We start from the raw sequence: 16893 nt of genomic DNA, 5'->3' as shown, positions 1-16893 counted from the left end.
GATGCGATCGGCTGAGGTGTTTGTGGCCTGTGCGATGGCGCTCGGCGTTGTGCCGGCGCAAGCCGCCTGCCCGATCGAGCTTGCCGTCTACGGAGATCCTGGACAGGCGGCGGGGATCGACTTCCGGCCGGCCGGAGAATCCGCCACGGTGACGAACAGCTTCCGCATGGTGCTCGACAACGCCACGGTGCTCGACGGCATCGTCGAGTGGAGCGACGACGATGCGCGTAGGCCGCGCGGCACGCTGATGTATAGGTGCCCGGAGGGCGACGTCACCGGCGCGGAACTCACCGCCTGCACCGTCTGGCAGGGCGTGATCTATACTTCGGACGAGCGCGGCACCATCGCGCTGCTGCCGGGACAGGGGGCGGATGCGCCGCCGACCCTGATCTTTCCCGATCTCGGCCCGTCGCTGCGCCTTTCGGCCGCTCATGGCGAGCATGGATTTTCCAAGGTTCCGTGGGACGTGTTCGCGCTGCAGGGATGCCAGGAATGAGCCGGCAAAAGACGCTTCTGGTCACCGGCGGCAGCCGCGGCATCGGCGCCGCCACGGTCCGACTGGCCGCGCAGCGCGGCTGGCGCGTCGCATTCAGTTTCGCTTCGAACCGGTCCGCTGCCGAGGCCGTCGTCCAGCAGGTGGAAAAAGGCGGCGGCGAAGCGTTTGCCATCCAGGCCAATGTCGGCGACGAAGCGGACATCACGGCTCTGTTCGAAACCGTCGATCGCCGTTTCGGCGCGCTCGACGGGCTGGTCAACAATGCCGGTGTCGTCGACATGAAAGCCCGGCTCGCGGACGCGTCCAGCGCGCGGCTGGAGCGCATGTTCCGCGTCAACGTGATCGGCTCCATCCTGTGTGCGCGCGAGGCGGTCAGGCGCATGTCCACCGCGCATGGCGGCAAGGGCGGCGCGATCGTCAACCTGTCTTCGGTGGCTGCCACGCTCGGCAGCGCCGGCGAATATGTCGATTACGCCGCCTCCAAGGGCGCCATCGACACTTTTACCGTCGGTCTCGCCCGCGAAGTGGCGACGGAGGACGTGCGTGTCAACGCGGTGCGGCCGGGCATGATCGATACTGAGATTCATGCTTCCGGCGGCCAGCCCGATCGGTTGGAGCGCTTGCGCGGGCTCATCCCGATGCGCCGGGAAGGCCGCGCCGAAGAAATCGCCGCGGCCGTGCTATGGCTGCTTTCCGACGAAGCATCCTATACAACCGGCGCGCTGCTCGACGTGAGCGGCGGCCGCTGACAGTCACTGGAAGGAAAAAACATGGCTTACGACGTTGTGGTGATCGGTTCCGGACCCGGAGGCTATGTCTGCGCCATCAAGGCGGCGCAGCTCGGTCTACAGGTCGCCGTGGTCGAAAAGAACGCGACCTTCGGCGGCACTTGCCTCAACATCGGCTGCATTCCCTCCAAGGCGTTGCTCTACGCTTCCGAGATGTTTGCCGAGGCCGGTCATGCCTTCGACACGCTGGGCGTGGAGGTGGCGCCGAAGCTGAACCTGAAGAAGATGATGGCGCACAAGGACACGACCGTCGCCGCGAACGTGAACGGTGTCGCCTTCCTGTTCAAGAAGAACAAGATCGATTCCTTCCGCGGTACCGGCAAGGTGCTCGGCGCCGGCAAGATTTCCGTCACCGGCGAGGACGGCAAGGTCCAGGAGATCGAGGCGAAGAACATCGTCGTCGCCACCGGCTCCGAGGTTGCCGGCATTCCGGGCGTTAAGGTCGACATCGACGAGAAGGTGATCGTGTCTTCCACCGGCGCGCTGGTGCTGGAAAAAGTGCCGGAAAGGCTGATCGTGGTCGGCGGCGGCGTCATCGGCTTGGAGCTCGGCTCGGTGTGGGCGCGGCTTGGCGCCAAGGTGACCGTGGTCGAGTTCCTCGACACCATCTTGGGCGGTATGGACGGCGAGGTATCGAAACAGTTCCAGCGCCTGCTTTCCAAGCAGGGTTTCGAGTTCAAGCTCGGATCGAAGGTCACCGCCGTCACCAGGGACAAGAAAGGCGCCAGCGTTACCTTCGAACCGGTGAAGGGCGGCGATGCCGAGACGATCGAGGCCGATGTCGTGCTGGTCGCCACCGGCCGGCGCGCCTATGCCGACGGGCTGGGTCTCAAGGAGGCCGGCGTCGAGGTGGACGAGCGCGGCCGCGTCAAGACCGACGGCCATTTGCAGACCAACGTGCCGGGCATCTGGGCGATCGGCGACGTGGTGGCGGGGCCGATGCTGGCGCACAAGGCCGAGGACGAGGGCGTCGCCGTGGCCGAGCGCATCGCCGGGCAGGCGGGGCATGTGAACTACGAGGTGATCCCGAGCGTCGTCTACACCAGCCCGGAAGTCGCTTCGGTCGGCAAGACCGAGGAAGAGCTGAAGAAGGCGGGCATCGACTACAAGGTGGGAAAATTCCCCTTCACCGCCAACGGCCGGGCACGCGCCATGCTGCACACGGACGGTTTCGTGAAGATCCTGGCCGACAAGCAGACGGACCGGGTGCTGGGCGTCCATATCGTCGGCTTCGGTGCCGGCGAGATGATCCACGAGGCTGCGGTGCTGATGGAGTTCGGCGGCTCGTCGGAAGACCTCGCCCGCACCTGTCATGCGCATCCTACCATGTCGGAAGCGGTGAAGGAGGCGGCACTCGCAACTTTCTTCAAGCCGATCCATATCTGATCGCGCATCCGAGCTGGCGCCAGGACAGCGAGCAGTCCGGCTGTTTGCAAATGCCTTGATCATCGCAAAGCAAAAGGCCCGGCATCGACCGGGCCTTTATCGTGAACGCAGACCGGCGGCCTGCGATTATTTCCAGTCGCGGATGTCGACGAAATGGCCGGCGATCGCCGCCGCCGCCGCCATGGCCGGCGAGACGAGGTGGGTGCGGCCTTTAAAACCCTGCCGGCCTTCGAAATTGCGATTGGAGGTCGAGGCGCAGCGCTCATGCGGCGCCAGCCGGTCGTCGTTCATGGCAAGGCACATCGAGCAGCCCGGCTCGCGCCAGTCGAAGCCGGCCTCGATGAAGATCTTGTCCAGCCCTTCGGCTTCCGCCTGCGCCTTCACCAGGCCGGAGCCCGGGACGATCATGGCGTTGACGGTCGGTGCGACATGCTTGCCCTTGGCCACCGCCGCTACGGCCCGCAAATCCTCGATGCGGCCGTTGGTGCAGGAGCCGATGAAGACGCGGTCGAGCGCGATGTCGGTGATCTTGGTGCCTGCGGCGAGGCCCATATATTCCAGAGCGCGCTTCTTGGAATTGCGCTTGTTCTCGTCCTCGATCCCGTCCGGGTCCGGCACCATGCCGGTGACGGCCACGACGTCTTCGGGGGAGGAGCCCCAGGTGACGATGGGCGGCAGCGCGGCGGCGTCGAGCACCACCACCTTGTCGAAATGCGCGCCCTCGTCCGTCTTCAGCGTCTTCCAGTAATCGACTGCTGCATCCCACGCCGCGCCCTGCGGCGCGCGCGGCTTGTCCTTGACATAGGCGAAGGTGGTCTCGTCCGGCGCGATCAGGCCTGCGCGGGCTCCGCCTTCGATCGACATGTTGCAGACCGTCATGCGGCCTTCCATCGAGAGCGAGCGGATCGCCTCGCCGGCATATTCGATGACATAGCCGGTGCCGCCGGCCGTGCCGATCTCGCCGATGATGGCGAGGATGATGTCCTTGGCCGTGACGCCGGGCGGAAGCTGGCCGTCGACGCGCACCAGCATGTTCTTGGCCTTCTTCTGGATCAGCGTCTGGGTGGCCAGCACGTGCTCGACCTCCGAGGTGCCGATGCCATGCGCCAGCGCGCCGAAGGCGCCGTGGGTCGAAGTGTGGCTGTCGCCGCAGACGATCGTCATGCCCGGCAAGGTGAAGCCCTGCTCCGGACCGATGATGTGGACGATGCCCTGGCGGCGGTCCTTCTCGGAATAGTACTCGACGCCGAAATCGGCGGCGTTCTTCGCCAGCGCCTCGACCTGGACGCGGCTTTCCTCGTTCTTGATGCCGTTGACGCGGTCGGGCGAGGTGGACACGTTGTGGTCGACCACGGCCAGCGTCTTTTCCGGGTGACGCACCTTGCGGCCGGCCATGCGCAGGCCCTCGAAGGCCTGCGGGCTGGTCACTTCATGCACGAGGTGGCGGTCGATCCACAACAGGCAGGTGCCGTCGTCCTGGCGGTCGACCACATGGTCGTCGAAAATCTTGTCGTAGAGGGTGCGCGGTGCGCTCATTTGCGTAAATCCGTCGATTCGAGAATGGAAGAGTGCCGCTGGCGCGGCGGGGCGCGGTGATCCGGGATCAGCGAAGTCGGCTGGTCGGGGCGCCGGTGACCCGCGCGAAGAAGCGTGCCGGCAGGCGCTTGCGGTCCTGCAGCACGAACTTCTTATAGGCGGGGTCGCCGAAAAGCTCTTCCATGAGCGCGTCCATAGCAATCTTTTGACGGCACGGCAATCAAGCCGATACCGGGCTCCCGGGTCGCATATCCGGCAAACCTGCCTCGAAGGCTACAGGACCTCGAACACGAACGTCTTCACCCGGGCCTCAGGCTCGGCCACCGCATAACAGCGGAACCAGGGGCTGACTTCCACCGGGCGCCACCTGCCGTCCCGCTCCAACTCGTCGAAAACAGCCTGGAAACCGCCCTTTTCGAAAACCTGGTCGCGGACGGTGAAGACGGCGTGGCCGCCCCTGCGCGTGATCCGCACCAGGTCGCGCAGGCCGGATGCAGGCGCATGACCCATGGTGAACACGCCGGTCGAGAAGAAGGCGCGGAAATGATTGTCCGGCCAGGGCAATCGCTCGCCCAGCGTCGCCTGCTTCAGGTCATTGTAGCTGCCGCGCCCGGCGGCAATTGTCAGCATTTCGTTCGAAAGGTCGAGGCCGGCGAGGTCGGTATAGCCCAGCGCCGTCATCTGCGGTCCGGTCAGCCCGGTGCCGCAGCCGGCATCGAGCAACGGTCCCTCTCCAGCCGACACGTGACGCGCCACCCAGGCGGTGATGAGGAAGGGCAGGAGGTAGCCGAGTGACGCCGTCTCGCTGTCATAGCTGGCGGCCCAGTCGGCGTAGGCTTTCGCTACGGCCTGCGGCGAGTCCGCGGAATAGACCGAATCGAGCGCTTCGTTGGCCTTGTCGACGATGGTGCCTGGTTTCACCACTGTTCCTCCCGAACCTTCTTCTGCCAGCCTCGGCGCTGGGCGCCTTGCCGTCAATGCGGGCAGTGGAAGAAATTACCGTTGGACCTCATAGGCGCGCCGCATCCGCTTCTCCAGCGCGCGCAGCGCCAGTGACAGGCCGACGGTGAGGATCAGGTAGATATAGGCGACGATCGAATAGGTCTCGAAGAAACGGAAAGAGCCGGCGGCGTAGATCTTGCCCATCTGGGTGATGTCGGCGACGCCGAGCACCGACACCAGCGAGGAGTCCTTCACCATCGCGACGAAATCGTTTCCGAGCGGCGGCAGGATGGTGCGGATCGCCTGCGGGAAGACGATCAGCCGGAAACGCTGGAAGCGCGACAGGCCGAGCGCCTTGGCCGCTTCGACCTGTCCGGCCTCGACCGACTGGATGCCGGCGCGGAACACTTCCGCGATGAAGGCGGAATAGCCGATGGTGAGCGCGATGACGGCGCGCCACAGTAGCGAGACGTCGCGCACCATCAACGGGCCAGTCAGTCCGGCCTGTTGCAAGGGCTGCGTGACGAAATTCCATCCGGCGACGAAGGCGGGCGCGCCGACGAAGGCGATCCAGAACAGCAAGACCAGTATCGGCACGCCGCGAATGATCTCGACATAGAAGCGCGCGATCTGGATCAGCCAGCGCGACGACGACAACGCCATCAGCGCGATGCCGAGCCCGAGCAGCGAAGCCAGCACGAAGGCGACGATGGTGACGAAGATCGTCACGCCGATGCCTGCCGCGACGGTCGAGAAAACCTGAGAATAAAGATCGGACGACGCGATCGCCAGCCCGGCCACGACGGCGATGGCCACCGCCGCCGCCAGCCACCACGGGAATGTAGGCTTCGATGTGGGCGCCATCGTCAAAAAATGACGGTGTCGCAGGATTTATGGAGGGGATCGATGGTCAAGACGGCCGCTTACTCGCCCATCGTGTAGTCGAGGAACCATTTCTTGTTGAGCGCCTCGAACGTCCCGTCGGCTTTCAGCGCGGCGATCGCTTGGTTGACGGGCGCCACGAGGTCCGATCCTTTCGGAAAGATGAAGCCGAAATCCTCGGTGCCGAGCGGCCCGCCGATCAGCTTCAACCCGCCGTCCGACGCCGCGACGTAGCCCTTGCCGGCGGTGGAGTCGGTCAGCACCGTGTCGACGTCGCCGGTCTTGAGCGCCTGCACGGAAGCGCCGAAGGTCTCGAACAGCTTTATCCGCGGGTTCTGTTCGTTGCCATCGAGCACGGCATAGACGGCCGTGTAGAACGGAGAGGTTCCCGCCTGCGCGCCGATCAGCGCGTCCTTGACGGCGGCGAAGCTTTTGGCGTCGGTAAAGCGGGTCTCGTCGCCGCGCACCAGCATGAACTGCTCGTTGCGCATGTAGGGATCGGAGAAATCGACCTTGGCCTTGCGCTCGTCGTTGATGGTGATGCCGGTCATGCCGATGTCGTACTGCTTGTCGGCGACTGCCTGGATCATCGCGTCCCAGGACGTGTTCTGGTATTCCACGTTGAAATTGAGCCGTTTGGCGATCTCATTCATCGCGTCGTATTCCCAGCCGATCTGCTTGCCGCTCTTGGGGTCGACGAACTGCAGCGGCGGATAGGCGTTCTCCGTCACCACGACCACCTTGCGGCCGGCGAGGTCCGGCAGGCCGTCTGCCGCCAGGGCGGCGATCGGCGCGAACAGGCAGGCAAGCAGCACCGCCAGCAGCAATCTTGGCTTGGTCATCAGGCTCTCCGAAAGCGTTCGGCCGCCAATGCGGCAAATCCCTGCCGACTTTAGCGGCCCCGCGCCGCCTTGCAAGCACCGACGATGCCCGACCGCTGGCCGGCGACGGAATCACGTAGCATCAACATGGACGGCGCCAACGGCAGAGCGTCGCCGCATATCCGGCGATGCGGAGCGCTATTCTCGTGACGTCGCGCCTTTCAGCCTGTCGATGAAATCGCCCAGAAGTCGGCGTAGTTCGGCAAGCTCCGCCTGGTCAGTGCCGATCGCGCAGGACAGGTCGCGGGGCACGGCCTTCGCCTTTTCCCGCAGGGCGCGGCCCTCGTCCGTCGGTTCGATCAGGACGCGGCGCTCGTCGGTCTCGTCGCGCCGGCGCGTGATGAGGCCGGCCTGTTCCAGTCGCTTCAGCAGCGGCGTCAGCGTCGCCGGCTCGAGGCCGAGCCTCTCGCTCACCTCGCTTACCGTGCTCGGTGAGCGTTCCCACAGCGCCAGCATGGCGAGATATTGCGGATAGGTCAGGCCGAGCGGCTCCAGCAGCGGGCGATAGATGCGCGTCATCAATCCGCTCGCCGTATAAAGGGCGAAACAGACATGCTGGTCGAGCCGCAGGAAGCCGGCCTCCTCGGCCGGCACCTGTCTCGCCTCGTCTGCTACAGTGCCTGTCATGCGGCCTTCGCTGTCAGCTTCACGTCGACATTGCCGCGAAGCGCATTGGAATAGGGGCAGATCTGGTGCGCGGCCGATACAAGCGCCTCGGCGGCGGCCTGGTCAACACCCTTCGTCTGCGCCTCCAGCGCGACATCGAGCACGAAGCCGCCCTGGCCATTCGGCAGCAGCGCGACCGTCGAGATCATCGTCACATCTTCCAGCGGCGCCTTCTGCCTGCTGGCGACGAGCCGAAGGGCGCTCTCGAAGCAGGCTGCGTAGCCGGCGGCGAAGAGCTGTTCGGGATTGGTCGCTCCGCCGGGGCCGCCAAGCTCCTTCGGCGTGGCCAGATCGATGTTGAGCAGGCCGTCGGTCGTTTCGACATGGCCGGCGCGGCCGCCGTGGGTACGGGCCTGCGTGGAATAAAGTACGGACATGATGTTTTCCTCTTTTGATTAATGCACTAATGTTTAGTACGCTAAATAATAGATGTCAACTGACAGGATGTCGGTGCCGGGATCATCGGATTCCATCCGGTCGAGGGCTTCGAGCGGCCGGCGCTGCCGAACTCGTCCATAAACGCGCCAGCCAAATGAAAAAGGCGGCCGAAGCCGCCCTGATCGTCTGATCGGGAACCCGCTTATTCGGCGGCGGCGCTCGCCTCGGCAGCCTTCGCCTCGGCGGCGTCCTGCGCGGCCTTCTCGGCGGCCAGCGCCTCGGCGGCGGCGACCTTCTCGGCCTCGATCTTTGCCTTCTCGGCGGCCAGCGCCTCGCGCTCGGCCTCGTTCAGCTTGCGGGCGCGCACGCCGGTGTTCTCGGAAATGCGGGCCGACTTGCCGCGGCGATCGCGCAGGTAATAGAGCTTGGCGCGGCGCACCTTGCCGCGGCGCACGATCTCGACGCCCTCGACCATCGGCGAATAGACCGGGAACACGCGCTCCACGCCCTCGCCATAGGAAATCTTGCGGACCGTGAAGTTCTCGTGCAGGCCGGAGCCGGCGCGGGCGATGACGACGCCCTCATAGGCCTGGACGCGGGTACGCGAGCCTTCGGTGACGCGCACGTTGACGCGCACGGTGTCGCCGGGCTGGAATTCGGGCAGCTTGCGCTTGGCTTCGATCTTGGCGGCCTGCTCGGCCTCGAGCTGACGGATGATGTCCATCTCAAAAATCCACTTCTTGTTCTTCCGACAGTCAGAGCGTCCGCGCTCGCCGTGCAGATCCTCCGGGAAATCCCGGTGTCGGAGCCGTTCGGCTATGCCGTCGATCGCGCCTTGCGGCAGACCTTCGACAGGGGCGATTTCACCGCCATTGTTGACGGGCCGGCCGCATTCGACCGGATCGGGCGGGCACATACAGGGAAATTGCCCGTTTGTCACGCCTTCGCGACCGGATTTTTTGTACCCGTGTCGGCCGGGAGGCTTCTTTTCTGGACCTGCCGGAAGCCGGTAATGCCGCTTGCGCCCGCCGGATCGTGTACCTAAACGGGTCGCACCCTGCAATCTGGAACCGGCTCGTGACCATATCCATCATCGTTCTGCTGTTCGGCGCCGGCGTGCTGACCGGCATGATCAACGCCGTGGCCGGCGGCGGCACCTTCCTCTCCTTCGGGGCTCTCACGCTGGTCGGCGTGCCGCCGGTGGTCGCCAACGCGACGTCGTCGATCACCCAGTTTCCCGGCTATATCACCTCCACCCTCGCCTATTGGGAGGATTTCAAGACGTTCTGGCGCGGCGCGATCGCGCTTGCCGTCGCTTCCGTCGTCGGCTCGCTGCTCGGCTCCTGGATCCTGCTGCAACTCGACAACCCGCAGTTCCGCACCCTGGTGCCCTGGCTGCTTCTGGCCGCGACGGCGCTGTTCGCCGCCGGTCCCTACCTCAAGCCTAAACCCAGGCCCGGGCAGCACGCCTCCGTAGGCTCGGCCTTCGGAACTGCGATGCAGTTCGTCACCGCCATCTACGGCGGCTTCTTCGGCGCCGGCATGGGCGTGATGATGCTGGCCTCCCTCGGCCTGTCGCAGGCCGGCGACTATCACCGGTTGAACGCGCTGAAGAACATGCTGGCCATGGTGATCGCCGCGGTGGCCATCATCGTCTTCGTCGCCGGCGGCGTGGTCGCCTGGCCGCAGGCTGTCGTGATGATTCCGGGGGTGGCCATCGGCGGCTGGAGCGGCGTGTGGATCGCCAAGCGGGTTCCCCAGAGCGTCATGCGCTTCTCGGTCATCGCCGTCGGCCTGCTGCTGGCGGTCTATTACTTCGTCAAGTAGCGGGCTTTGACGGTCGCCCAGCCAGATCGGGCCGCCGCTCGGCCGTCAGCCGCTCCGCCTCGCCGCGCCGCCATGCCGCGATCTTCGCGTGGTTGCCGGACGTCAGCACGTCCGGGATCGTCCGTCCTTCCCAGTCCTGCGGCCGCGTATAGTGCGGATGCTCCAGCAGTCCGTTCTCGAAGCTCTCTTCCTCGCCGGAGGCTTCGTTGCCCATGACGCCGGGCAGCAGCCGCACCACGGCGTCGAGCAGGACGAGGGCGGCCGGTTCGCCGCCGGAGAGAATGAAATCGCCGATGGAGACCTCTTCGAGCCCCCGCGCGTCGATGACGCGCTGGTCGACACCCTCGAACCGTCCGCACAGGATGACCGCGCCGGGGCCCGCCGCCAATTCCCGCACCTTTGCCTGCGTCAGCGGCTTGCCACGCGGGCTCATCAAAAGGCGCGGCCGCGGATCGCCTTGCGGCGACGCATGATCGACCGCGCGTCCCAGAACGTCCGCGCGCATCACCATGCCGGCGCCGCCGCCGGCCGGCGTGTCGTCCACGGTCCGATGACGATCGGTGGCGAAATCGCGGATCTGGATCGCCTCCAGCGACCAGGTGCCTGTCTCCAGCGCCCGTCCCGCCAGCGACAGGCCGAGCGCGCCGGGAAACATCTCCGGATAGAGGGTGAGCACCGAGGCGCGGAACGTCACCGGTCACCTCCGGTCTTCTTCGGCCCGCGCGGCCGCCGTTTCGTGTCGAAGCCGCTGCGGCCGGAAACGGCTTTTTCCCGGCCCGCACCATCGCCCTGTTCCTCGTCCTCTTCCGTCAGTCCCGCCGCAACGGGATCGACGCGGATGAAGCCGCCGGACACGGAAACCTCCGGCACCGCCGACTTGGTGAAGGGGATCAGCACGCCTTTGCGGCCAGTCAGCGTCAGATCGAGAAGGTCGCCGCCGCCGAAATTCTGGACCGCCGCGACCCTGCCGATCACCGCGCCGCTGTCGTCCCTGACGGAAAGTCCAACGAGATCGGCATGGTAGAAATCGTCCTCGTCGCCGTCGTCGGGCAGCGCCGAGCGATCGACGAACAGTTCGGTCCCGGTCAGCGCCTCGGCGGCATTGCGGTCCCCGACGCCATCGAAGCGTACGACGACCACGTCCTTTGCCGGCCGGATTTCCCTGACCTCGAAGACGCGGCCATCCCTTGCGTGGAGCGGTCCGTAGTCGCCCAACGCCAGCGGATCGGCCGTGAAGCTCCTGACCCGCAGTTCGCCCCTGATGCCGTGGGCGGCGCCGATGACAGCCATCTGGACGGGATTTTTCGATTGGGGCATGGGCCTCAGCTTCACCGCTTGGTAACCGGGTCGGGAGATGCTTGTTTATTCAACCGGCCTGTCTCTGCCAATGCAGGAATTCCTCGTCTCCGCCAGATCCGACCTCCAGGCTGCGCGCCAGAACTGGCTGAAGACGCTCGCCAACGAGCGGCGACTGTCGCCCGAGACGGTCGAGGCCTATGAGCGCGACACGCGCCAGTTCCTCCAGTTCCTGACCGGCCATTGCGGCGGCCCGCCGGACGTCGCCGACATCGCCGACCTGAAATCGGCCGACCTGCGCGCCTTCCTGGCATCGCGGCGCAATGGCGGCGTCGGCGCCCGCACGCTCGGACGCAGCCTGGCCGGCGTGCGCTCGCTCCTGCGCTTCCTCGAAAGGCGCGGCCTGGCGAACGCCGCGGGTGCGGCCGCGCTGCGTGCGCCGAAACAGCCCAAGTCGCTGCCCAAGCCGCTGACGGCCGCTGACGCGCGCCGTGTCGTGGCGACCAGCGAACAACTTGCCGAAGAACCCTGGATCGCCGCGCGCAACGCGGCGGTGCTGACGCTTCTCTACGGCTGCGGCCTGCGCATCTCCGAGGCGCTGGGCCTGACGGCGGCCGAACTCGCTTCGCCGCGCGACGGCATTTTGCGCGTCACCGGCAAGGGTAGCAAGACGCGGCTGGTTCCGGTGCTGCCGGTCGCCCTGCGGGCGGTCGCGGATTATCGCCGGCTGTGCCCCTATCATCTGACGCCAGACGGCCTGCTTTTCCGGGGCGCGCGCGGCGGACCGCTCAATCCCGCCATCGTCCAGCGTGAGATGGCGCGGATGCGTTCCGCGCTCGGCCTGCCGGATACGGCGACGCCGCATGCGCTGCGGCACTCCTTCGCCACGCATCTGCTCGGGCGCGGCGGTGATTTGAGGACCATCCAGGAACTGCTCGGCCACGCCAGCCTGTCGACGACTCAGATCTATACCGGCGTCGACGCCGCCCGGCTGCTGGAAGTCTACGAGCGCGCGCATCCGCGTGCCTGAGACGAGGACAATTTCGCGGTGACGGTTAACGCTTCAGCCGCTTTTGCTTTCTATCATCGTGCCATGAACCGGGTTTCCCATCTCGCCGACCGCGCCTCGCTGGTTTCTCTGAAGCTGCTCACGGCGCTCAATGTGCTGGCTTTCCTAGGCGCACTGTGCGTCATGTTCCTTGCCGTCGCACGCGTTGACGCTGCCGAAGCGGCTCTTCCTTCCACCTATTTTCACGTTCCCGTGAAACCCGATCGGGTCTCGCGCGTTGATTTGCGTGCCCGATTGCATTTTTCACGGAGGACCACATGGCCAACCCCGTCAACATGGATCCCAACGATCCGCGTCTGAGCGATCCGCTCGATCCGACGAGACCGCTTGGTCCTGGAGACCCGGTCGTCGACAACAGGACAGTGGTGCAGCCGCGGGGCGGCGGTAGCGGCTGGCTGATCGCGTTGGTGATCGTCGTTCTGGCTGTCGTCGCCTACTACGTCTTCGGGCGTAGCGGCCCGCCTGCCCCTGCTGAACCTCCGGCAGCGAGCGAGACCGCTCCGGCGCCGGCGCCTGCCCCGGCTACGCCACCTGCAGACAACTCGACGGCCCCCGCTCCGGCCGAACCTGCCCCGGCGACACCTCCGGCGGACAATTCGACCGCTCCGGCCAACCCGCCGGCAGACAGCGGCACGACCCAGCCGGCGCCTGCCCAGTAGGCGGTTGCCCGGTATACAGAAGACGACGGCCCGCCATATGGTGGGCCTTTTTTCGTTGGCTAACACGGAAAGCGCCGGACGCAGCTCTTGAGGTTCAGGGAAGCCGGACGATTTCGTAGGAACTGTCTCGAAGACCGGGCTGCTCCTCGGCCACCACCAGCGCCAGTTTTTCCTTGTCGAAGATCTCAAACCAGTCGTCCCATTCCACCAGATCGTAGCCGCCCGCATTCGGCGGCCGCTCCGGCCGGTCAACATCCTCGTAGGACTCCTCACCGAAGACGATGCGCAGCAAGGGCTGGGTGCCGGCTTCGGGCGAGACGTCCACGATCGCGGGATGGCCCGCCCGGCCCGCCGCCCAGTCGCGGATTTCCTCGTGGTCTGTCAGGGTGATGGTGTTCGCCATGCGTCGGTCTCCGTGGTCTGCGGCTGGAACGCCGGCGCCGGTCGCTGGTTCCTGCGGCGGCGGGTTGGGAAGCGTCAGTTTAACGCCTTGTTTGCGCCCGGAGTCTAGGGTCTTCCGCAACGGAACCCGAGGCGGATTTCTTGGACACAGGCCTGTTGATCGCCTTGCTCAATCCGGGAATCACGCTGGTCCTGGCCGGCGCCTTCCTGGTGTTGTGGCTGCACAAGCGCGCCGAGACCCACCTCGCCGCGCTGTCCGCAGGCTATTGCTGCGCGGCGACGGGCTTCCTTCTGCAGTATTTCATGCTGCCGACCGGATTCGTCGCGACCAAGCTCGGGTCCGCGATCGCCTTCATGGCGAGCGTCGGCCTCGTCGGCGGCGCCATCGTCGTGCGCTATCGGAAGCACGTACCCTGGCTCGGCATCGGCATTCCGGCCATCCTTGGTCTTGGCGCGTTCGCCTGGTTCCTGATCGTCCAGCCAAGCCTGACATGGCGCATACTGGTGGTCAATTTCGCCTTCGGCAGCATAAGCCTCGTCGTCGCCGCCGAACTGAGGCGGATTCCCAGGGCGAGCGTGGCCGACCGTTTCCTGTTCTGGCTGATGCTGCTGATCGCCGCCAATTTCGTCCTGCGAACGCTGCTGGTCGTGGCCGCGCACGGGACTTTCGTGTCCTACGCCGATTTCTACGGCTCGACCTATTGGACGACGGCGCTTTTATCGCACGCGCTTCTGTCGCTGATGCTGGCGCTCACCCTGCTGACGACGGCGGCGCTGGACACCGTGACCGCGCTGCGGGCCGATTCGCTCACCGACCCGCTGTCCGGGCTGCTCAACAGACGTGGCTTCGAGGAGCGGTGCGCCGGTCTCCTCGACCGCTGCGCCCGGCTCGGCTTTCCCGTCTCGCTGATCCTTGCCGATCTCGATCACTTCAAGACCATCAACGATGCCCACGGTCACGACACGGGAGATCGTGTCATCACGGCGTTCGCGGCCCGGCTAAGGCAGGCCGCCGGCGCGCGAGGGGTCGCGGGCCGGCTTGGCGGCGAGGAATTCGCAGTCCTCCTGCCGCTCGCCGACCTCGCCTCGGCACAGATCTTCGCCGAGGCGGTGCGTCAGGCGTTCGCCGCCGAGACGATCGACGGACTGCCTGCGGCAACACGCGTGACGGCGAGTTTCGGCGTCGCCGCCCGCTCCGCCGCGGAGCTGCTCGCGCCGCTGCTGCGCCGCGCCGACGAAGCGCTCTACAAGGCCAAGCAAAGCGGCAGGGACAGCGTGCGCCTTTCCTACGAACGGCCACCCGCGCCTCCGCCTGATCTGGCTCTTGCCGGCTGACAGTCCCGAAGCCGGAGCAACCCCTCACGCCGCGTTAACCCGATCTTCGCCCGTTTATGGTGTATCGACGCAGTATGGACGGCGCGGACCTCATCCTCGGGATCAATCTGCTCGTCGCGGGGCTGCTCGCGGCGGCCTTTCTGGCTGTCGCCGCCTATGAGGGCGCACGGCGGCCCGCGCTGCACCTTGCCGCAGCCTACGGCATCGGCATGGTCTATTTAGGCATGGAGCTCGCCATAACGACATTGCGTGAGACGGACCTGGCGGTAACGGTAGCCTTCGCCATCTTCCTTCTGGCGACGATCGTCTTCAATATGGCGCTGGCCAGCAAATACGCCGTCTCGCTCTCAATGTGGCCGATGGCCGTCTTCATGATCATCACCGCCTTCGCGGTATGGCTGACGCAGGACATGGAACGGCAGTCGCTGACACGCATGATGGCCTATCAGTTTCCCTACGCCGTCATGCAATTCGTCGGCGTCGGCATCATCTGGCGCGGCAGGTCCGGTTGGACCCGGCTCGACCGGTTCCTGATGGCGGTGCTTGCCGTCAACGGAGCGCATTTTTTGGCAAAGCCGTTTGTGGCTCATGCCTTGGGAGGCTGGGGTGTAGACCCCCAAGCTTACCATCAAACCCCCTACGCCATGATCTCGCAGTCCGTCGGTACCGTACTGGCGCTGGCGCTGGCATTGCTGATGCTGATCATGCTGGTGCGCGACGCGCTGGCGCAGGCGACTTCGCGCTCTGAAACCGACGCCTTGTCCGGCCTGTTCAATCGCGGCGGCTTCCAGCATCACGCGGAGCTGTCTCTGCGGGACGCCGCGCGCCGGCACCTGCCGGTCGCCCTGGCGATCGCGGACCTCGATCATTTCAAGGCGATCAACGACGGTTTCGGCCACGCCTGCGGCGATCGTGTGATCGAACGATTCGCGGCCCTGCTTCGTCAGACAGCGGGCGATAATCCCGTCGCCGGACGAATCGGCGGCGAGGAGTTCGCTGTCCTGCTGCCCGGCACCAACCTCGCCGCCGCGCGCCTGTTCGCCGAAGGCGCGCGCAGCGCCTTCGGTTCCCTGCCGATCGACGGACTGCCGCCCGATCATCGCTGCACGGCAAGCTTCGGCGTCACCGAGCTTCTGCCCGGCGACGGCATAGCCGAACTCATGCAGCGTGCCGACCGCGCGCTCTATGCGGCGAAGCAAGGCGGACGCGACCAGGTTCGGGTCGCCATCGAGTCAGCCGCCGAGTTGATCGGGAACGGCTCTAGCGGCAGGGGCTGAGCTCGGGCATCTCGCCGTCGGAAAGGCCATACATATAGGACCGGCCCTTCACAAAAACGGGCGGACGGTAGCAGTCGCGGCGCTCCACCCGCTCGTCGGAATCCTCGTAGTAGTCGATCTTGGGCTGGCCGGCGTCGACATAGGCAGACAATTCCTTCGCCAGCTTGCCTTCACCGACGAGGATGCGCTTGTAACCGGCCGCGCTTTCGATGACGAGGTTGCCGAACGAATCGGCATAGACGTGGTCGCGAGTCCCGGCGCCGGCCGACGCGGCGAAGGCCATCGACCCGGCAAGCAGAGCGGCGGCGGCAACAAATCCGGTATGTGAGCGCATGGCGCGTCTCCTGGTGACGATCTGGGCTGGCGACCTAGCCCATTCCGGCATCAGATTAACGTTTTCTTAACCTTTGTTAATAGGTACGGACCGGCAAGGCCCTGCTGATGAACAAACATGGTTAACGCCCGCCGTCCGGCAGGCCGGAACGCCTGGGCCTGCGGCAGTCGCAGCAGGCTGTGGAACGTGCTTCCATGGCCGCCCCGGCGCTTGATCTCGCCGACTCGTGGCGGCTAGGTTGCGGCAGGAGGACAGGTCATGGCGTTCAGCCGTACAGTCCGGTTGGCGCCGGTGTTGCTCATTCCGTTTTTCATCGCGGCCTGCGTTTCGCAGCCAGGGCAGAAGACGGAGAAGCCCAAGCCGGTTGCCAAAACACTGACCGACGGCTCGCCGGCCATCTTGGTGACGGAAGACAGGTCTCCGCAGCCTCGCACCGCCACCTATTCCTGCGCGAACGGCGTCACCATGACGATCGAGAATCTCGGCAGTTCCATCCGGTTGGTGGATTCCGAGGGCGGCGGCGAGGAGTTTCTCGCCTCTCCCGCCAACCAGAGGAGCCGATTCGGCGTGGACCACGACGCGGTCGTGCTCGATGGCCGCGATGCGCTGATCATGAAGAGCGGCCACCGTCCGCTGACCTGCAAGCGCTGAAGAGGCGGCAGGGGTGCAATGCGGGAGCGGATCAAAACGATTGAACGCGGCTGCGCTGAATAAATCAGATTAAATGACGTTGCCGAAA

General features: G+C 65.7%; 22 protein-coding genes. 10 read left to right on the top strand and 12 right to left on the bottom strand.

All coding sequences use genetic code 11. The features are described from left to right. Position 1: 1 nt before the first annotated feature. From ABMA46_RS01815 to lpdA, 3 genes are read left to right on the top strand one after another with little or no spacing between them, the layout of a single operon-like run. Positions 2–496 carry a hypothetical protein gene (locus ABMA46_RS01815; RefSeq protein WP_348997919.1) on the top strand — a complete coding sequence of 165 codons (495 nt, stop codon included), beginning with the start codon at positions 2–4 and terminating at the stop codon, positions 494–496. After that, positions 493–1245, top strand: coding sequence for an SDR family oxidoreductase (locus tag ABMA46_RS01810; RefSeq protein ID WP_348997567.1), 753 nt, complete (start codon positions 493–495; stop codon positions 1243–1245). The genes ABMA46_RS01815 and ABMA46_RS01810 overlap by 4 nt, the downstream gene beginning before the upstream one ends. Positions 1246–1266: 21 nt before the next feature. Further along, positions 1267–2670 carry a dihydrolipoyl dehydrogenase gene (lpdA, locus tag ABMA46_RS01805; RefSeq protein ID WP_348997566.1) on the top strand — a complete coding sequence of 468 codons (1404 nt, stop codon included), beginning with the start codon at positions 1267–1269 and terminating at the stop codon, positions 2668–2670. A gap of 126 nt (positions 2671–2796) precedes the next feature. On the opposite strand, the gene leuC is transcribed toward lpdA, so the two are convergent. The 8 genes from leuC to rplS all read right to left on the bottom strand — a co-directional run bounded on the left by leuC (position 2797) and on the right by rplS (position 8679). After that, entirely contained in the window at positions 2797–4206 is a 1410-nt protein-coding gene (gene leuC / locus ABMA46_RS01800) for a 3-isopropylmalate dehydratase large subunit (RefSeq protein ID WP_348997565.1), read from the bottom strand. Between the two features lie 67 nt (positions 4207–4273). Further along, positions 4274–4402, bottom strand: a complete 129-nt coding sequence (locus tag ABMA46_RS01795; protein ID WP_348997936.1) for a hypothetical protein — start codon at positions 4400–4402, stop codon at positions 4274–4276. 77 nt (positions 4403–4479) lie between these two features. After that, positions 4480–5130, bottom strand: coding sequence for a class I SAM-dependent DNA methyltransferase (locus ABMA46_RS01790; protein ID WP_348997564.1), 651 nt, complete (start codon positions 5128–5130; stop codon positions 4480–4482). 72 nt (positions 5131–5202) lie between these two features. Then, positions 5203–6012, bottom strand: a complete 810-nt coding sequence (locus ABMA46_RS01785) for an amino acid ABC transporter permease (RefSeq protein ID WP_348997563.1) — start codon at positions 6010–6012, stop codon at positions 5203–5205. 59 nt (positions 6013–6071) lie between these two features. After that, a complete protein-coding gene (locus ABMA46_RS01780; RefSeq protein ID WP_348997562.1) occupies positions 6072–6872 on the bottom strand; it encodes a transporter substrate-binding domain-containing protein in 801 nt (266 codons plus the stop codon). 177 nt (positions 6873–7049) lie between these two features. Next, the gene (locus ABMA46_RS01775; protein WP_348997561.1) at positions 7050–7538 is read right to left on the bottom strand and encodes a MarR family winged helix-turn-helix transcriptional regulator; all 489 of its coding nucleotides are present in this window, start codon (positions 7536–7538) and stop codon (positions 7050–7052) included. Then, the gene (locus ABMA46_RS01770; protein WP_348997560.1) at positions 7535–7954 is read right to left on the bottom strand and encodes an organic hydroperoxide resistance protein; all 420 of its coding nucleotides are present in this window, start codon (positions 7952–7954) and stop codon (positions 7535–7537) included. Before ABMA46_RS01770 ends, ABMA46_RS01775 begins: the two co-directional genes overlap by 4 nt. A 203-nt stretch (positions 7955–8157) precedes the next feature. Beyond that, complete coding sequence (gene rplS, locus ABMA46_RS01765; protein WP_348997559.1) at positions 8158–8679, bottom strand: 50S ribosomal protein L19; 522 nt, start codon at positions 8677–8679, stop codon at positions 8158–8160. Positions 8680–8754: 75 nt separating this feature from the next. On the opposite strand from rplS, the gene ABMA46_RS01760 reads away from it, so the two are divergent. Both ABMA46_RS01760 and ABMA46_RS01755 read left to right on the top strand, forming a co-directional pair. Next, positions 8755–9000 (top strand): hypothetical protein, encoded by a 246-nt coding sequence (locus ABMA46_RS01760; RefSeq protein WP_348997558.1) that lies wholly within the window; start codon positions 8755–8757, stop codon positions 8998–9000. 32 nt (positions 9001–9032) lie between these two features. Next, positions 9033–9782, top strand: a complete 750-nt coding sequence (locus tag ABMA46_RS01755) for a sulfite exporter TauE/SafE family protein (RefSeq protein WP_348997557.1) — start codon at positions 9033–9035, stop codon at positions 9780–9782. Here ABMA46_RS01755 and trmD read toward each other — a convergent pair. Next, positions 9775–10476 carry a tRNA (guanosine(37)-N1)-methyltransferase TrmD gene (gene trmD, locus ABMA46_RS01750; protein ID WP_348997556.1) on the bottom strand — a complete coding sequence of 234 codons (702 nt, stop codon included), beginning with the start codon at positions 10474–10476 and terminating at the stop codon, positions 9775–9777. The two genes, ABMA46_RS01755 and trmD, sit on opposite strands and share 8 nt — an antisense overlap. Further along, entirely contained in the window at positions 10473–11099 is a 627-nt protein-coding gene (gene rimM / locus ABMA46_RS01745) for a ribosome maturation factor RimM (protein ID WP_348997555.1), read from the bottom strand. Before rimM ends, trmD begins: the two co-directional genes overlap by 4 nt. A 70-nt stretch (positions 11100–11169) precedes the next feature. Here rimM and ABMA46_RS01740 point away from each other — a divergent pair, with 70 nt between their 5' ends. After that, entirely contained in the window at positions 11170–12108 is a 939-nt protein-coding gene (locus tag ABMA46_RS01740) for a tyrosine recombinase XerC (RefSeq protein ID WP_348997918.1), read from the top strand. Between the two features lie 296 nt (positions 12109–12404). After that, positions 12405–12806: a hypothetical protein gene (locus ABMA46_RS01735; protein ID WP_348997554.1), complete on the top strand. Its 402-nt coding sequence runs from the start codon at positions 12405–12407 to the stop codon at positions 12804–12806. Between the two features lie 94 nt (positions 12807–12900). Here the strand turns inward: ABMA46_RS01735 and ABMA46_RS01730 are convergent, their stop codons facing one another. After that, entirely contained in the window at positions 12901–13209 is a 309-nt protein-coding gene (locus ABMA46_RS01730; RefSeq protein WP_348997553.1) for a hypothetical protein, read from the bottom strand. A gap of 140 nt (positions 13210–13349) precedes the next feature. On the opposite strand from ABMA46_RS01730, the gene ABMA46_RS01725 reads away from it, so the two are divergent. Next, positions 13350–14543, top strand: coding sequence for a GGDEF domain-containing protein (locus tag ABMA46_RS01725; protein ID WP_348997552.1), 1194 nt, complete (start codon positions 13350–13352; stop codon positions 14541–14543). 74 nt (positions 14544–14617) lie between these two features. Continuing rightward, positions 14618–15820, top strand: coding sequence for a GGDEF domain-containing protein (locus ABMA46_RS01720; protein ID WP_348997551.1), 1203 nt, complete (start codon positions 14618–14620; stop codon positions 15818–15820). Here the strand turns inward: ABMA46_RS01720 and ABMA46_RS01715 are convergent. Beyond that, the gene (locus tag ABMA46_RS01715) at positions 15804–16154 is read right to left on the bottom strand and encodes a hypothetical protein (protein WP_348997550.1); all 351 of its coding nucleotides are present in this window, start codon (positions 16152–16154) and stop codon (positions 15804–15806) included. The genes ABMA46_RS01720 and ABMA46_RS01715 overlap by 17 nt on opposite strands. A gap of 258 nt (positions 16155–16412) precedes the next feature. Between ABMA46_RS01715 and ABMA46_RS01710 the strand changes: the two genes are divergently transcribed. Then, positions 16413–16805, top strand: a complete 393-nt coding sequence (locus ABMA46_RS01710; RefSeq protein ID WP_348997549.1) for a hypothetical protein — start codon at positions 16413–16415, stop codon at positions 16803–16805. The last annotated feature ends 88 nt before the right edge of the window (positions 16806–16893 follow it).

The sequence above is a fragment of the Mesorhizobium hunchu genome, from assembly GCF_040081975.1.
Lineage (GTDB): Bacteria > Pseudomonadota > Alphaproteobacteria > Rhizobiales > Rhizobiaceae > Mesorhizobium > Mesorhizobium hunchu.
The sequence above is the reverse complement of the archived record's forward strand: the minus strand, read 5'-3'. Positions and strand labels throughout refer to the sequence as shown.

What these genes read in the sequence shown, in the direction of transcription:
- ABMA46_RS01815 (WP_348997919.1), top strand. Translation starts at nt 2, where the DNA reads ATGCGATCGGCTGAGGTGTTTGTGGCCTGTGCGATGGCGCTCGGCGTT.
- ABMA46_RS01810 (WP_348997567.1), top strand. Translation starts at nt 493, where the DNA reads ATGAGCCGGCAAAAGACGCTTCTGGTCACCGGCGGCAGCCGCGGCATC.
- lpdA (WP_348997566.1), top strand. Translation starts at nt 1,267, where the DNA reads ATGGCTTACGACGTTGTGGTGATCGGTTCCGGACCCGGAGGCTATGTC.
- leuC (WP_348997565.1), bottom strand. Translation starts at nt 4,206, where the DNA reads ATGAGCGCACCGCGCACCCTCTACGACAAGATTTTCGACGACCATGTG.
- ABMA46_RS01795 (WP_348997936.1), bottom strand. Translation starts at nt 4,402, where the DNA reads ATGGACGCGCTCATGGAAGAGCTTTTCGGCGACCCCGCCTATAAGAAG.
- ABMA46_RS01785 (WP_348997563.1), bottom strand. Translation starts at nt 6,012, where the DNA reads ATGGCGCCCACATCGAAGCCTACATTCCCGTGGTGGCTGGCGGCGGCG.
- ABMA46_RS01780 (WP_348997562.1), bottom strand. Translation starts at nt 6,872, where the DNA reads ATGACCAAGCCAAGATTGCTGCTGGCGGTGCTGCTTGCCTGCCTGTTC.
- ABMA46_RS01775 (WP_348997561.1), bottom strand. Translation starts at nt 7,538, where the DNA reads ATGACAGGCACTGTAGCAGACGAGGCGAGACAGGTGCCGGCCGAGGAG.
- ABMA46_RS01770 (WP_348997560.1), bottom strand. Translation starts at nt 7,954, where the DNA reads ATGTCCGTACTTTATTCCACGCAGGCCCGTACCCACGGCGGCCGCGCC.
- rplS (WP_348997559.1), bottom strand. Translation starts at nt 8,679, where the DNA reads ATGGACATCATCCGTCAGCTCGAGGCCGAGCAGGCCGCCAAGATCGAA.
- rimM (WP_348997555.1), bottom strand. Translation starts at nt 11,099, where the DNA reads ATGCCCCAATCGAAAAATCCCGTCCAGATGGCTGTCATCGGCGCCGCC.
- ABMA46_RS01740 (WP_348997918.1), top strand. Translation starts at nt 11,170, where the DNA reads ATGCAGGAATTCCTCGTCTCCGCCAGATCCGACCTCCAGGCTGCGCGC.
- ABMA46_RS01735 (WP_348997554.1), top strand. Translation starts at nt 12,405, where the DNA reads ATGGCCAACCCCGTCAACATGGATCCCAACGATCCGCGTCTGAGCGAT.
- ABMA46_RS01730 (WP_348997553.1), bottom strand. Translation starts at nt 13,209, where the DNA reads ATGGCGAACACCATCACCCTGACAGACCACGAGGAAATCCGCGACTGG.
- ABMA46_RS01720 (WP_348997551.1), top strand. Translation starts at nt 14,618, where the DNA reads ATGGACGGCGCGGACCTCATCCTCGGGATCAATCTGCTCGTCGCGGGG.
- ABMA46_RS01715 (WP_348997550.1), bottom strand. Translation starts at nt 16,154, where the DNA reads ATGCGCTCACATACCGGATTTGTTGCCGCCGCCGCTCTGCTTGCCGGG.
- ABMA46_RS01710 (WP_348997549.1), top strand. Translation starts at nt 16,413, where the DNA reads ATGGCGTTCAGCCGTACAGTCCGGTTGGCGCCGGTGTTGCTCATTCCG.